The following is a 14975-nucleotide window of genomic DNA, read 5'->3' as shown; positions in this document are numbered from 1 at the left end:
TTGCGCGGGGTTTGACAAGGTGGGGCGGGATAAGGGAAACCGGCCCTCACAGATCACTCCATGAAGGCCGGAGGCGACACGGTTGAGTGTTCTTCGCGAGCGAGCACATCGCGTACAGGTTCACGCCACCGTGGGATATTTTCCATCCCGACTACCCGAGATAAGCCTTCTTGAGGAGATCAGGGTCCTTGAGAAGAGCATCGGCTGGGCCGTGATAGGAAACATGGCCGCTGGTAATGACCAGGGAATCGCTCGCAATCTTGAGGGCCAAGTGTGCAAATTGTTCGACGAGGAGAACTCCCACCCCGGTCTTCGCGATCTGCTCGATGATGGGGATCAATCGCAAAAAGACCACCGGCGCGAGGCCCAAGGACATCTCATCAAGGAGCAGGTACTTGGGCTTCGCCGCAAAAGCACGCGCCAAAACGACCATCTGCTGCTCGCCACCGGAGAGGAGGACGGTAGCACTATCCAGACGCTTCTCCAGTTCCGGGAAGAGAGCCAGCGCACCATCCATGTCAGCCTTGGTACTGGCAGTGAGTTGCAAGTTCTCTTTGACCGTCAACGACGGGAAGATCATGCGTCCCTGTTGCACGTGAGCGAGGCCGGCGTGAGACCGGCGGCGGCGCGACATCTTGGAGATGTCCACACCGTCGAGCTCAATCGAACCACCGCTGATGCCAATGACCCCCGAAAGAGATTCGAGCAGGCTCGTCTTGCCGGCCCCATTTGGGCCGACGACCGTCGTGACCTCTCCGGGCGTCACCTCGAGGGTGACGTTGGAGATGACGGGGCCCACGCCGCGACTCACCGTCACGTCGTTCAATTTGAGTGTCATAGGAGCTCCGTTTCGCCCATGTAGGCCTTGAGAACATCGGGGTTGGAGAGCACGCTCTCCTGTGAACCGGTTGCCAGGACTTCACCAAAGTTCAACACCGTAAGACTGGAGCAAACGCTCCGCACGAGGTCGAGGTCGTGCTCAATGAGCAAGATCGTAACGCCAAAGCGTGAGGGTACCTGGCGAAGCCGATCCCCGAAAGCGATGTGCTCTTCATGCGAGAGACCGGCAGCAGGCTCATCCAGAAGCAACACCTTGGGCTTTGCTGCGATGCTCGCGGCCACCTCGATGAGGCGACGCGTTCCCACGTCGACCAAGCTCAAGGGCGTGCTGGCCACGGGGCACGCGAAGAATTGCAGGATTTCTGCGATTTCGGTCGGGCTTGATTGCCCCCGAGAAACGAAACGAACGTATGCCCCGACTCTCAACGTCGGCGGTACCCGGTCCTGTTGGTACGTGCGCCGTAGTCCGACTCGCGCAATGCGGTTGGGAGCGAGCTTGTCGAGGCTGATGCCATCGAGAGTGACGGTTCCGCCGTGCTGAGGAAGGAATCCCGTGAGAGCGTCAACAAACGTCGACTTTCCTGCCCCGTTGGGGCCGATAAGCCCCAAGATTGTTCCTTCTTCCACCGAAATATTCACGTCGGTCAATGCTTTCACCGCGCCAAATGCCACCGTGAGCCCCGTGACCTCGAGCAAAACTTTGCCTGTTCCCCGAGGAATCTGGACGGCAGCAACAGCCTCACTCGAGGCAATTCCCACCTCGACCGGGACGAGAGCTTTACCGCGACGCTTGCGGAATGCGTTTCGAATATCCGTTCCCAAATTGGACCCGGTGGTCAGAGCTTGGATTCCCAGAACACCGAAAACAACCGTCGACCACTCGAGGGGGACTTTAAGAAGCTGAAGTATCCAAGGAATGACAACAAAGAGGATGCCACCGAGGAGTGCCATGTCGATAAGGTGCGACCCGACGACGGCACTGAGGACATACATTCCCAATGACTGCAGTGGCGAGAAGCTCGAGTAATTGGCTTGCGTAATCTGGCTGTCAAAGAGAGCCCCGGCGATGCCGCCGAGGAATGCACTCACGCCGAACGCCGTGAGTTTGGCGAACTGAACGCTGGTACCCGCGGATGCCGTGCTGCGCTCAGAGAAAGCAACAGACTTCCACGAGGAACCCCAACGACTGTGCTGGAGGTACGTGACGCCGATGGCGACAGCGGCCGTGACCACGACAGCAAAGATGAAAATTCCGCGGTCACCGCCGAAGTCGGATCCAAGGCCAAAGGGACGAGCAATGTGCTTGCCGCCCACCAGCGCCGGGAACGACGTCTTCTGGAGGGTGAGGTCAAATGCTGCCGCAATACCGAGGGTGATAACGGCAAGGTTTACGCCGCGCAATCGCAACGCCGGGAGTCCAACGATGACACCGATGACGGCAGTTCCAACACCGGCAATCAACATGTAGACAACGAAGGAAAAATTGCCGAAGATGTTGCCCCACACGTCGTTGACCGAGAGCCACTCAACAATCCACGCACCAACAGCGGCGAACGAGAGTTGGCACAGGGCAATCATGCCGGCGGTGCCGGTTACGACGCCCAAGCCCATGAGCGAAATACTGGCGACGAGGATGGTGGTCGGACGAAAGAGGGAGTCAGCGGGAACGATGACGGCAATAAGGATTCCCACAACGATGGCAATCCCACCGATGGCTAAGGGAAGCCACCATTTTTCTTGAGAAGCGACCCTAACGCGCAACATCCCATACTTCCTTCCGTTGGTTCCACAAGAGGAACAAGATGATGAAAATGATGGGAACCCAGTCCCGAACAATGAGTAGGTTGGGGAATCCTGAGAAAAGGCCCTGAATGGCGCCGATTGCAAGACCGCCCACGAGAGCAAGATCCATCCTTTTGAATGCGCCAACGAGGGCGGCGGCGGCGCCGGGAATAACCAAAGTCGAGACCGTCACGTAGTCGTTGCTCGCAGTAGGGCCCACCAGGGCCACCGTCAGGCCAGCGATGGCGCCCGTAATGGACCAGACGCTCACGTTCAACATTTTGACGTTAATGCCAAGAAGTTCGGCCGCCATTTGACGATCCGAAACTGCCCGGAGCTTGACTCCAAATGCAGTGAACTTGAGGAATGCCCATGAACCAACCGTGATGACGATTGCCAAACCAATGACAAGCACCGTTACTTTGCTGACCACCGCCCCACCGGGGAGCGTAAACATTGGACCTGCCACCAGAGTAGGGAAGGGCTGATTTCGATAACCGAACAAAATGAAGGCGAGCGAGATTAAAAAGAGTAGCGCCGCGACCGTCACCGCCGAGCGAGCAGAGGTCGAGGCCTCGGCAAGCCACGTTGCAATGATCCAGCCAAGGAGAGCCGACAGCAGCGCCGCTACGAGGATGCCTCCGATCACGCCAACGAAAATCGGCAGATGCATCTTGGTGACGAGCGTCAGGGATATATATCCGCCGAACATCCCGACGGCGACCTGGGCGAAGTTAACAACGCGGGTTAGCTGCGACATGAGCGTCAGCAATACTCCCACGATGGCGTAGGTCGCGCCGGGCGTAAGGCCAGCGACGACGTTGTTCAACCACATGTGAACTCCTATAAAAAGAACGTGTTGAGAGGCCTCGACAATGAGACAAAAACAGAGGTGCTGTGGGGGCGAGAACGCCCCCACAGCTTGTGCGAATTACTCGCGGTGACTCATGTTAGGACGGGACGACCGTGTTGACCCACTTCATGGTGTCTCCGAGGAGCCATGGGCCGACATTCGCCCATACACCGGATCCGGGAGCGATATCAATTCGGTACGTTGCAGCGTTCGCCTGGTGCGAGGTTCCGGGTCCGAAGATCCAGGGGTTACCGCGCATTCCACTCGAGTTTGCTTCCGTCTGCGAGGTTGCGGCAGCCATGACCGACTTGGCCGTGACGTCACCTGTGGTGCGCTCGAGGGCGGAAATAAAGTCCTTAGCGGCGAGGTAGCCACCCTGTGCGAAGGAGGACGGCGTGACATTCTTCGCAGCCATGAGAGCCGAGAAGTCTGCGTTTGCGGGGTCATCCAATGGAGCAAACTCAGCGGGAACCGAAACCTTGCCACCGTAGGAAGCAACACCGGCAGCGAAGTCTGGGTAGTAGCACGACGTCTGAACGTAGACAGGAAGCTTGGAACCCTGGGCCGTCATTGCCGAGATCATTCCCGTGACGTCGGGACCGACGCCACCCATGATGACGGCGTCGCAACCCTTGCCGAGCAAGTTAGTGATTGCGGCGGTGTAATCGGCACCGTAGCCGACAGAGTCATCAATGTAGGCGAACTTGGTGTTCGTTGCCTTCTCGAAGTCCTTGAACGTCTGCTCGTAGGCAAGCTTCGTTGCGGGGTCAGCAGTTGCAGCAAGGATACAAGCGCTCTTGGCACCGTCAACCTTGACGGCGTTCCACGCCGTGGCGTAGATGTCAAAGAAAGGGCCGTCATTGGCAGGAGCAATGTTGGGGGTAGCGAAACAGAAGGGGTCAACACCAGTTCCCTGGTAGGAGACGACGCTATTGTCTTGCCATGTCTTGTAGTTCACGCCGCACTCGAGAAGCGAGGAGGAACCGACCATGGCTACCGAGCCAGCAGCGAGTGCATCCTTCGCGGCCGTTGCGGTGACGGCGGGGTCAATCTTATCGTCGTAGACGGTGTAAGCGATGGGGCGGCCATTGAAGCCACCCGCAGCGTTGTACTCGTCAAAGACGGCCTGAGCTGCTTGAGGAGCTTCGGGGAAAACGGACAGCGTGCTGATACCCGAAACGATGATGGGGATACCCGTGGCTGCGGTGCCGCCGGTGCTGGTTGACGTGCTAGAACAGCCCGCCAGAATCAAAGCCGATGCGGCGGCAATGCCGGCTACTGCAAGAACTTTCTTTGTGATGTGCATGTGTGATGCCTCTCGGTTTGGTGCGAAACAACAACGTTTCACTTTTCGGAGTTACGTTTGCAAAATCGTGCAAAGACCTGAAGCTCCGAAAAAAATGACATCATCGTCACTTCCAGTCCTGTGGATAAAGATTAGGATCCAGAAATGTGTCCTTCTAGTCCCGTGGAGCAGTGCAGTTGTCTGAGAGCGAAGTTCGTTTCCGGATGTCGCGAGCAGATTCTCTGCACGACTTTCGGAAAACTTGACGGCACTGAGACGAGTCCGTAAAACCCCACCGATTCGCTGTCGCAGAAATCGATATTTCCACCAGAAGTGGGTCGAGTAAATCGCGATAGCAACGTGACAATCGGAGGATGCAAATCCAAGTCGAAACGCTCACCCCCTGAGCGAGAAAGATTGCATGGAGGTAACGGGTCGAAGTATAACTTGCCCGCGCCACATAAGGGGGTCGCAGACTGGGGTCCAAAAGGTGCCCATCAATATAGACATTGACGTGCGCCATCAAGGCAGACTGTTTGCGCGTCAGACTGCTGCCCACGCGTAGGCCCAATTCTTCGTGGAGGAGCGTAGAAATTAGATCGACCGCATTGTGCATCAGGCGGGCTCTGCTGGTTGCCTGGAACAAGTCAATGGCATCAGCCGCTTGGGTGAGGAACGGACCGACAAGTTGGGCAACTTCGGAGGACGCTTCGAAACGTGTCGCGGTTAATTGAAAGATTGACTCTCTGGGAAGGTCCAGGAAGTTCTGAGGAAACCGGCACACCAAGGAGCGGAATCCCGTCTCGTAGGTTCTTGTGAGAGTTGGAGCGAGACGATATCCCGACCGCCAGTCAGTGCAGAAGGTGCTGCCCCCTCAGCTCGCCTGCCGTGTGCGGCGGAACTCTTCCATTTCGCGCATTCGGAAGTCGCTCGGCGTCTGGCCAAAAGTCGCCCGGAAAAGCCTGCTGAAATGGGAGGCGTCCGTGAAACCCCAACGAGCACCAACCATAGCGACGGATGTGCTGAAAAACAGAGGATCGGCCAAGTCCCGGCGACAATTCTCCAGCCGACGGCCACGGATCCAAGCCGAAACGGTGACTTCCTGGTCCTTAAAAATACCGTGGAGATGGCGCGTGGAGATGAAGCTGACGGCAGCAATTCGGGCAGGACTGAGATCGGGATCCGAAAGGTGCTCGTCAATATAGGCGCGAATTTCTTGAACCCTCGTGGCCCGATGATTAGCCTGATTCTCACCTCCGCGCGAATCAAGTTCACTATGCAAGACCGTCGAGACTAGGTCCAGAGTGTTGTGAACCAGGCGCATCCCGCTGTGTCCAGTGAGGCGGTCCATGTTCCTCATCAAGTGAGTGAGGAACGGTCCGACCAGGCGAGTGAGGCCTTCGTCACCGGGGATTCGGGTCGCCGTCAATCGGCTAACAGCATCCCTGGGGAGGTCGATGAGCGTCTGTGGAAACATCACCACGAGAGACCGAAAATCACGGTCAAACGTAAGTGTGTACGGTCGATCCGTGTCGTAAATCGCGATATCTCCCGGGCGCAAAATCGCTTCGCGGTTGTCCTGAATCAGCAGTCCCGTACCCGATAGCTGCAAGGAGAGCTTGTAATAACGCTTTTCACTGCGAGAAATAAGCGCTGGAGTTCGCTCCACTTGGTGAGGCCCGGCGGTTATTTCACTAATCAAAATATCGCCCATGGAGCGCGAACGAATCTTCCCCATGAAGTTCTCGGCATGCCCTGTACTGACGTGAAGCGGCACGAAGGCCTGCGATATTGCGTGTCGCCATTCAGAGAAATTGTCCGTTGAGAACAGGACCGTCACATCTGGGTGCTTCACGGTTGCAGAAAGTTCCACTGCGTACTCCTTCGTACGGCAAAAAAATGACGGCAAAACTAACTTTATTCAGACGAACGAAACGCGTGCAATTCTCGAATCATATACAATTCTACACGATTTGATTCCCCCTGTTCGATTCACCAAGGGATCTTTCAGATAACGATTACGCCAGGTGGGAAACGGTTTCCCGCCGACCTAGATTAATGAATGCTCAACTGCCGAGGAGACCTCAGAAGCAGTTCGGGATCAAGTAGTTATTGAACGCCCATAACCCCCTATCCTTCTCAACGTTTATGGCGACTGCTCTTAGTAACAGAACCCGGAAAACGAAGCCAGCAACTTCTACTCAACCTCAAAGCGACCAAAGGAACTCCGGAAATAGGCCAGCGGAGAGCCGAGTCGAGATGACGCAGATTCGATTTGTGCAATAAAAATAGCGTGAGTTGCGTAATCTTTTCTCTCCATGACGCGACACTCAAGATGGGCGAGCGCGTCAGCCAGTATTGGGTTTCCAAGACTGTCTTTCTTCAGGTTCGTTCCCCGAAATTTATCGACATGACTCGTTGCGAATTGAGCCGCTAATTGTCCATGATCTTCACCCAAAATATTTACCGCAAAAACCCCTGTCTCCGAGATCACATTTGTAATGGCTAGGCGCTGGTTAAGACAAACCAGGATTGACGCGGGATCCATCGACAGTGATGTGACAGAGCTTGCTGTCACCCCAAATCGCTCGTTTCCGCGTTGAGAGCTGATGATTGAAACACCGCTCACGAGGTTCGATATAACATCGCGGAAAATGTCTCGATCGACTACCGAAGTAAATTGAGTCACTGGATTCAACATTTGATTCCTTACCCCTAAGAGGGACGGCGTCCCCATTGCAATATTCGCTTGACCCCAGTTAGGGTCTCGAATACAGCATGTCTCCCCGCGCGTTAACCGAAACGAAATAGTGATGCAAATGAAGAAAGACGAGATTGGGACAATACGGCGCTCCACTCCGCGCACTCCGCCCTCGATAATTCGAACCAAAATTGCGTTACCTCCCCTCGGCGCTAATTTGGTGGAGCGCCCGAGACTTACTAAATTAATCTGCGATACCATTCGGGACAATCAAATAGTTATTGTGGCCGCGACCGCAGGATCGGGAAAGACAACAGCAGTTGTTCAGGCATGTCAGTCCGGAGTCACTCCGGTCGCATGGCTGACGCTTGATTGGGCTGATTCTGCGCCGGGTCGCATCCTCGTCTACTTAGAAGCAACAATTGCATCACACGTGGAATCGGTAAGGGGTTTGGTCCACGGGGTCCTTGCAGCACGAATAACGCATGATGAGGCAGCCGGACTTCTCGTTGATGCCACAAATGGGTTTCCGCTTATCCTCGTCGTCGACGGATTGGAGCATCTCACTGAATCGCCAGGTGGACTTGCCGTTATAGAGGCTCTTGTCCGGTACGCACCGAGTTCACTCAAGGTTGTGTTACTTAGCCGCTCAGACATTCCGATCGATTCGCGAATGATAAGCGGTGTCGACTTGGTTGCAGCAATTGGAGAACAAGATCTCGCATTCACGCTTGAGGAGGCTGTGATCGTCCTTCAAAAAATGGAAATGGGTGATGTCGACGCGATTCACGCGATGGAAGTGACTAACGGCTGGGTCGCCGGTATCCTTTTTGAATCTTGGCGCTCGCGACAGAATATCATCGGTGTCGGTGGAGAGTCAGATCCGCTTCACGGCTACTTGTCATCGCAAATTCTTGACCGACTCGACCCAGTCGAGCGCGAATTTCTCATAGGTACATCTTTACTAGATGAAGTCACTCCAAGCCGGGCCACGGCCCTTGAGGAAAGACGGAGCCCACAAATCTTGATGGGCCTTCGCACGAAACATTTACCAGTCTCGTGGGTGGTCGGGCATGAGGGAATGAGATGTCACCCTCGTTTTCGTGAGTACCTCATTGCTCTTTTCGAGCGGCGCGAGCCCAAAGAAGTCGCTTACCGACGATCTCTGTACGGTGACCTGCTCCTGACCGAAGGGCATCACGAGGAGGCGGTTGAACAGTACATGCTTGTCGGGGATTTGGACAAGGCACTAATTCCTGCTGAGGCAGTTATTGGCGGAATTATTGATCGTCTGGATTTTGCGATCGCTGACCGATGGTTGGGGGTGTTCGTCACCTCATTCGGTGAACATGATCCTCGTCTTGCCTTGCCACAGCTTCTTCTTGCCATATCAAGAGAGAATTACGGGTTGGCCTGTGATATTTCGGACTCTCTGGAAATAGCAAAACAGCGGGACGAGTTTGCTTCAACGTCTGCCGTGGGCGCAAGCATGATGGCCTGGTCGTACTGGCACCTTAACCGCATACTCGACATGGAATCTGTTATGGCTAAGGCGCCACTAACTCCAGAAGTGGCGGCCGTCAGGTACCTGATGACTCTTCTGAACGAGAACTACGCTACAGAATTTGACAAAGGGATCAAACTAACGGGCGGCCCCCTCGACGCACTCGTAATGCGGGTTCATTTCGCTCACGGGCGCTTGAAGGAAATGGCGCAAGAGCCTGAATCTCCGTGGGCGGCTGCAGTATCTGCTCCGTGGCGTATCGGCGTCCTACGGGCAACCGGTCGCTTGACCGAAGCACTCGATGTCTACGCACGATCCGACCTTCATGCCCACTCACTATCTTGGTTACACGGCATTGTTGGGCCTGAACTCATGATAGATCTGCAACGAGTGGATGAAGCGCGTCACGCCCTAGTAATCGGCCGCAATCACATTAAAGCAAGCGGTTCGATAGTTTTTGAGTGGCTCAATATCCTGATAGAAGTTAAGCTCGAACTCAAATTGCAACGTAACACGGAGAGGGCAATTTTTCTCCTCAATCAAGTCGAAGAGGCAAGCAACCGAAAATACAATTTCATCAACGAGGCTGTTGATATGTGGCGCGGTCTGGCCAACCTTCTAATGGGCGATCATGATGGGCTCGCGCTTGTATCGCTAAGGCGTGCAGTGGAAAGCATGAACAGGGCACAAAGAATCATCGATCTTCCCTCTGCAGCCGTGTACCTGGCCGAGGCGGAATGGCGTTCTGGAAATTCAGACGCGGCTGACATTGCGACGGATTGGGCTCTAGCCGCAGCCCAACAACAAGGATCTAATCATCAGCTCCTTCTTGCACTAGCCGATTTCGAGGCCGTGGTGACGAGGAGGCTTGATGTCGAAACTGACGTTGACTCAGAGTGGCATGAGCTCGGCCGCTCCTTGATGGGTCGTGATTTAAAGGGTCAAAGTCAGAGTCGAGTTTGGCTACTACTTCAGGAATTTGGTGAGACGTCCCTTGAAGTTGGAGGTATTTGCGTCAAACCACGTATCGCCAAGAGTCTCGCCCTGATCGCGCTCTTGGCGACTTCGCCGAATCACAGCGTGACACGATCGGAGGCGCTCAAAGCTTTGTTCGAAGGGGAAAACAATGATTCATCACGAGCTTATTTGAGGCAAGCAGTTCATCGTCTTCGCGAGGTGATGCCTCCTGGATTGGGCCCTTCCTTTGTAGGAGATGTGCTTTCTTTTACAGGGGTGGTTTCAATAACAAGTGAGTCGACTCAATTCGAGAGTCTCCTCCTAGAAGCCAACCGCCTCCAAGGAGAAGACAAACTACAGCTCCTCGTGCGGGCCTTAGCTCTTTTTGACAAAGGTGAGTACTTACCGAGAATTGAATCCTCTTGGGCCGACGGTCGGCGTTCATCGATGTCAGAAAAAGCCGTGACCGCTAGCCTTGCTGGCGCAGCAATTTGTTTTGCGGCACAACGATATCAACAGGCTAAAAAGATGGCGGAAGCGTCGCTGGCAGGAGACCCTTACTCAGAACGCGCTTGGAGAATGATGATGCGAGTGAGCAATGCAATTGGTGATGCCGATGCTGTGACGTCTTCTTATCTCCGCTGCGAAGCCGCTTTGGCTGAAGGAAGCTTAGTTCCTTCCTCTGCTACAAAAGAATTGTTTCTTCTGTTGCGACCTTAGCGAGCACCAATTCGACGAAATCTGCTCGCCAAGCAACATGGGGGTCCCTATCTGAGACCGCAACCCAACATAATCGTCCATCCCACGGCGTGAGCAATTCCAAGCGACAAATTTCCCCTAGGTTAACGCTTCACTCGTCATGCTTCAAGAAAGCCCATGTGGGCCATATTTAATGTTGAGGAGTGTTCGAATGCGAACCGGAAAAGAATACCTTGAGTCACTTCAAGATGGACGCAAAGTTTACGTGGGCGGCGAAGTCATTGATGACATCACAACCCACCCCAAGACAAAGGGATACGCCCACGCAATTGCGGACTATTACGATTTACATCTAAACCCCGAGTTTCAAGATCTGTGCACATTTATCGATGACGATGGAAATCGTCAATCGATGCACTGGTTCTTGCCCCGCTCGAAGGAAGATATAGTCCGTCGACGTAACTATGCCGATTTCATGTTTCGGCATTTCAAAGGTGGCATTTTTACGAGGCCCCCGGCAGGGATGAACGTCGTGATGTTTACACAGGTTGATGATCAGGAGCCCTGGGCAGGAAATTCAATTTTCAAGAACGGTCAGCGTGATCTCACCGGGAACATCCAACGGCAGTGGGACATGGTTACGAGTCTGGATCATGCCATTTCGCCCATGTTTCTAGATGTTCAATATGACCGCGGCCGCGACGATGCCATGGCCGAAACACCCATGCTGAGCGTAATCGAGGAGAACGACGAAGGCGTGATTGTTCGAGGTTGGAAGGCGATTGGCACGGCAATTCCTTTTGTAAATCATCTTCTGATTGGTAACCTTTGGCGACCGGGGCAAACTTCAGAACAAACTCTGTACGCACTTATTCCGGTTGCAACGCCTGGGGTTTCAATCGTTGCACGCGAGTCCCGCGCACTTCCAGATGCCGATCCATACGATCACCCGTTGGCCAGTATCGGCGATGAACTGGATGGCATGGTCTACTTTGATGACGTTCTCATTACGTGGGACCAGGTTCAGCACATTGGCAACCCAGACCACGCAAAATGGTATCCTCAACGTCAATTCGACTGGGTACATCTCGAAACCCAAGTTCGCCAAGTTGTCCATGCAGAGCTCATGGTGGGCCTAGCCCTGCTAATTACACAATCGCTAGGCACGGCAACGAACCCTTTGGTTCAGTCACAACTGGCTCAGTTGATTCGTTTTCGTGAGACTTGCCGCGCATTCATGATTGCGGCTGAAGAGACTGGGTTTCACACGCCTGGCGGCTTATACAAACCAAACAATATTTTTATCGATTTTGGTCGTGCCCACTATCTGGAAAACCAGCACGACATGGTTAACCTACTAATTGATTTTTGCGGCCGAGGTGTTGTTATTCAACCGACAAAGAGAGAATTGGATGACCCATATATTGGGCCCAAGCTAGAGGAAGCGTTACGTGGGTCTGAAATTAGCGCCCGCGACCGCATTAAAATCTTCCGCCAGATTAGTGAACGATTCCTGTCAGAGTGGGGCGCTCGGCACGAAATGTTCGAGAAGTTCAATGGAACACCCCTTTACCTCATTAACTTGCTCACTATGCAACGCACGGAATACCAAGTTGACGGGCCCTTGACGCAGCTGGCTCGAGATGTTCTCGGCTTTGGAGATACCGCTGAACTAGGTAAACGTGCAGAGGAAGCTGAGAAAGCATCGCATTATGCTAGCGTCCGCTTTCAACCCGAATATGCCAAGGCGCAGGATCAAAAGGAAGGCTATATGAACGAGAAATCCGCGACAAAAGTGATGTCCAACAAATAGGAAACTTTCCGAAAACGGTAGCTTCGGGGGCGAGGCCAGCTTCGTCCCCGAAGCAACCGATTTTTTCGCAAGAAAGTATTGTGGCCTTAAAGCGAAGGCAATTGTTGAGAAAACAGAGCGCGGCTACCATTAAATTTTTAGCCGCCGAGTCGCGCGCATCTCGGCTAATCTTCTACGAACGAGGCCCCAAACGACATCCCTCAGAACGACCTTCTGTTCCCATTGGGTTAGTGAGGAAAAAGTCATGCCTCCGTCTGGATTGACGGGGAGTGCCCGAATTCCTGCTCAACGTAGCTAGTAATTCACGTTACGTAATTCGATGCAATCTCCCTCGTTTTTTAGGACCAGTCCGTTCTAATTGAGGTCGCCAACAAAATCGGCGGTGTTGACACAACTTCGATGATCAACGTTAGATTCCGAAATTTTCCCAATTGACGCTCAACACCAAAGCCTAGGCAGGAAGGTCTTTATAGTATGGGACTTAATTTCACCCATGAAACCCTCGGTCAGCGACTTCTCTTCGGAAGTGGAAAAGCCGCAATTAACGTAGCCGAAGAAGTCGCGCGACAGGGTTCCCGCAAGGTGATGCTTGTTGCGACCTCTCTGGAATCGGAAATTGTTAGGACGGTGACCTCCCGGATTTCGATTGCTCTAACTTGTGACGACGTCGTCCAACATGTCCCCATTGAGGGTGCAGAGGCTGCCCGAAAAGCGGCAACGGACAACGGCATCGACCTCATAATTTCTGTTGGGGGCGGATCAGCGACCGGTCTGGCTAAAGCGATTGCCTTGACTACTGGGATCCCGATTCTTGCGGTAGCAACGACCTACGCGGGGTCAGAAGCAACCAATGTGTGGGGGCTGACTGAAGCAACCCGAAAGACCACTGGTAGCGACATCAAAGTCCTTCCCGTTGCGGTAGTTTACGACGCACAATTGACGTACTCCTTGCCAGTTGATTTGTCCATCGCGTCGGGGATGAACGCAATTGCTCATTGTATTGACTCGATGTGGGCTCCGGGGGCGGACCCCATCAACCAGGCTTTGGCGACTGAGGGAATCCGTGCGCTTGCGTCAGGACTACCTATGATCCTCAGGAATCCCTCGGGCGAAAGAGGCCGAGAGCTAGCTCTCTATGGAGCCTACCTATCAGCGGCTTCCTTTGCATCGGCAGGATCAGGGATGCATCATAAGATTTGCCATGTCCTTGGCGGAACTTACCGCCTCCCTCATGCTCAGACCCATGCTTCGGTATTGCCATATGTCTTAGCCTTCAACGCACCGTTTGCTGAGGAGGCGAATCAGCGCATCGCTTATGCTCTTGGGGCATCAAGCGGGCTCGAGGGCCTGAATCTGCTGCGTGCAGCGCTTAACGTTCCCACAGGGCTTAAAGACTTGGGCTTCGAGGAATCCAACATTGAGGAAGCGTCGGAAATTATCTTTCCTCTAATTCCTGAAAGCAACCCCCGCAAAGTATCTCGAGAAAATCTCATTGAATTGCTCCACACCGCTTGGGCCGGCGAAACGCCAGTCTCGAACGACGAAAGGTAAAAATGTCGACGACCAATATTTCCGATGATCAATCGAAACGCGAAGAGGAACTTGTTCATGCCGTCATTGCGTCGTTTGAAAAAACTTCAAATCCCCGTTTACGAGAAGTTATGCAGAAGTTGGTCCAACACCTCCACAACTTTGTTCGCGATGTTCGATTGGGAGAATCCGAATGGGGCAGCATGATTGATTTCCTGACCGCCGTGGGACACATGACAGATGAACGTCGCCAAGAATTCATTCTCCTATCAGACGTTCTTGGAATATCCATGCAAACGGTAGCTGTCAACAATGAGGCATCAGGGAGTGCGACTGAAGCAACGGTGTTCGGCCCTTTTTTCGTAAAAAATGCTCCGCCCATCAAAATAGGTGGAGACATCACCGGGGGTGCACCGGGCCAACTTTGCTGGGTGGAAGGAACCGTTCGTGATACTCAGGGCAACCCAATTGGAGGTGCTCGAATTGAGGTTTGGGAAGCTGACGACGACGGGCTCTACGATGTTCAATACGCTGACGGTCGAGTTGCCGGTCGGGCGCATCTTTATGCCGATCCGAAAGGAAAATATTCATTTTGGGGTTTGACCCCCACACCGTATCCAATTCCTCACGATGGACCTGTCGGCATGTTGCTTGAAGCAACGGGCCGGTCCCCCATGCGGGCAGCACACTTGCATTTCATGGTAACCGCACTGCACAAACGGAAACTTATAACCCACATATTCGTCGCCGGAGACGACTTGTTGATTAGCGACAGCGTGTTTGGCGTGAAGGAATCACTCATCAAACACTTTGATATCCAACGAGGTGACACGCCCACGCCTGATGGCAGGGATGTAGGGGGCCTGCCATGGTCACGAACGCGCTTTGACATTGTCTTAGCTCCGGCCTAGTCCTGAGTCGAGACATTGCTGTCTCAACGTTGCTCGCACGGCCATCGGAACCGAGAAGGACATGACGACGAAACTCTTCACTGAAGAAACAGTTTGGAAT

The 14975-nt window shown here is 53.8% G+C and carries 11 protein-coding genes; 4 read left to right on the top strand and 7 right to left on the bottom strand.

Features of this window, described 5'->3' with window-relative positions:
- Positions 1–151: 151 nt before the first annotated feature.
- The 7 genes from FB555_RS06020 to FB555_RS05990 form a co-directional block, all read right to left on the bottom strand.
- Positions 152–838 (bottom strand): ABC transporter ATP-binding protein, encoded by a 687-nt coding sequence (locus tag FB555_RS06020; RefSeq protein WP_182484578.1) that lies wholly within the window; start codon positions 836–838, stop codon positions 152–154.
- Complete coding sequence (locus FB555_RS06015; RefSeq protein ID WP_182484577.1) at positions 835–2604, bottom strand: branched-chain amino acid ABC transporter ATP-binding protein/permease; 1770 nt, start codon at positions 2602–2604, stop codon at positions 835–837. The genes FB555_RS06020 and FB555_RS06015 overlap by 4 nt, the downstream gene beginning before the upstream one ends.
- Positions 2591–3457, bottom strand: a complete 867-nt coding sequence (locus FB555_RS06010) for a branched-chain amino acid ABC transporter permease (RefSeq protein WP_182484576.1) — start codon at positions 3455–3457, stop codon at positions 2591–2593. Before FB555_RS06010 ends, FB555_RS06015 begins: the two co-directional genes overlap by 14 nt.
- Positions 3458–3572: 115 nt before the next feature.
- Entirely contained in the window at positions 3573–4781 is a 1209-nt protein-coding gene (locus FB555_RS06005; protein WP_182484575.1) for an ABC transporter substrate-binding protein, read from the bottom strand.
- A gap of 154 nt (positions 4782–4935) precedes the next feature.
- Complete coding sequence (locus FB555_RS11145) at positions 4936–5283, bottom strand: helix-turn-helix domain-containing protein (protein WP_425485602.1); 348 nt, start codon at positions 5281–5283, stop codon at positions 4936–4938.
- Positions 5284–5634: 351 nt separating this feature from the next.
- Positions 5635–6633, bottom strand: a complete 999-nt coding sequence (locus FB555_RS05995; RefSeq protein WP_343046418.1) for an AraC-like ligand-binding domain-containing protein — start codon at positions 6631–6633, stop codon at positions 5635–5637.
- A gap of 324 nt (positions 6634–6957) precedes the next feature.
- Positions 6958–7461 carry a flavin reductase family protein gene (locus FB555_RS05990; protein ID WP_182484573.1) on the bottom strand — a complete coding sequence of 168 codons (504 nt, stop codon included), beginning with the start codon at positions 7459–7461 and terminating at the stop codon, positions 6958–6960.
- 283 nt (positions 7462–7744) lie between these two features.
- Here FB555_RS05990 and FB555_RS05985 point away from each other — a divergent pair, with 283 nt between their 5' ends.
- From FB555_RS05985 to FB555_RS05970, 4 genes are all read left to right on the top strand, one after another.
- Positions 7745–10642: an AfsR/SARP family transcriptional regulator gene (locus FB555_RS05985; protein WP_343046417.1), complete on the top strand. Its 2898-nt coding sequence runs from the start codon at positions 7745–7747 to the stop codon at positions 10640–10642.
- 190 nt (positions 10643–10832) lie between these two features.
- Entirely contained in the window at positions 10833–12434 is a 1602-nt protein-coding gene (locus FB555_RS05980; RefSeq protein WP_182484571.1) for a 4-hydroxyphenylacetate 3-hydroxylase N-terminal domain-containing protein, read from the top strand.
- Positions 12435–12908: 474 nt separating this feature from the next.
- The gene (locus tag FB555_RS05975) at positions 12909–13985 is read left to right on the top strand and encodes a maleylacetate reductase (protein WP_182484570.1); all 1077 of its coding nucleotides are present in this window, start codon (positions 12909–12911) and stop codon (positions 13983–13985) included.
- Between the two features lie 2 nt (positions 13986–13987).
- The gene (locus tag FB555_RS05970; RefSeq protein ID WP_182484569.1) at positions 13988–14875 is read left to right on the top strand and encodes a dioxygenase family protein; all 888 of its coding nucleotides are present in this window, start codon (positions 13988–13990) and stop codon (positions 14873–14875) included.
- The last annotated feature ends 100 nt before the right edge of the window (positions 14876–14975 follow it).

It is taken from the genome of Alpinimonas psychrophila (genome assembly GCF_014137865.1).
Taxonomy (GTDB): Bacteria; Actinomycetota; Actinomycetes; order Actinomycetales; family Microbacteriaceae; genus Alpinimonas; species Alpinimonas psychrophila.
Note: the sequence above shows the minus strand (reverse complement) of the source record. Positions and strands in the feature narration are given on the sequence as shown.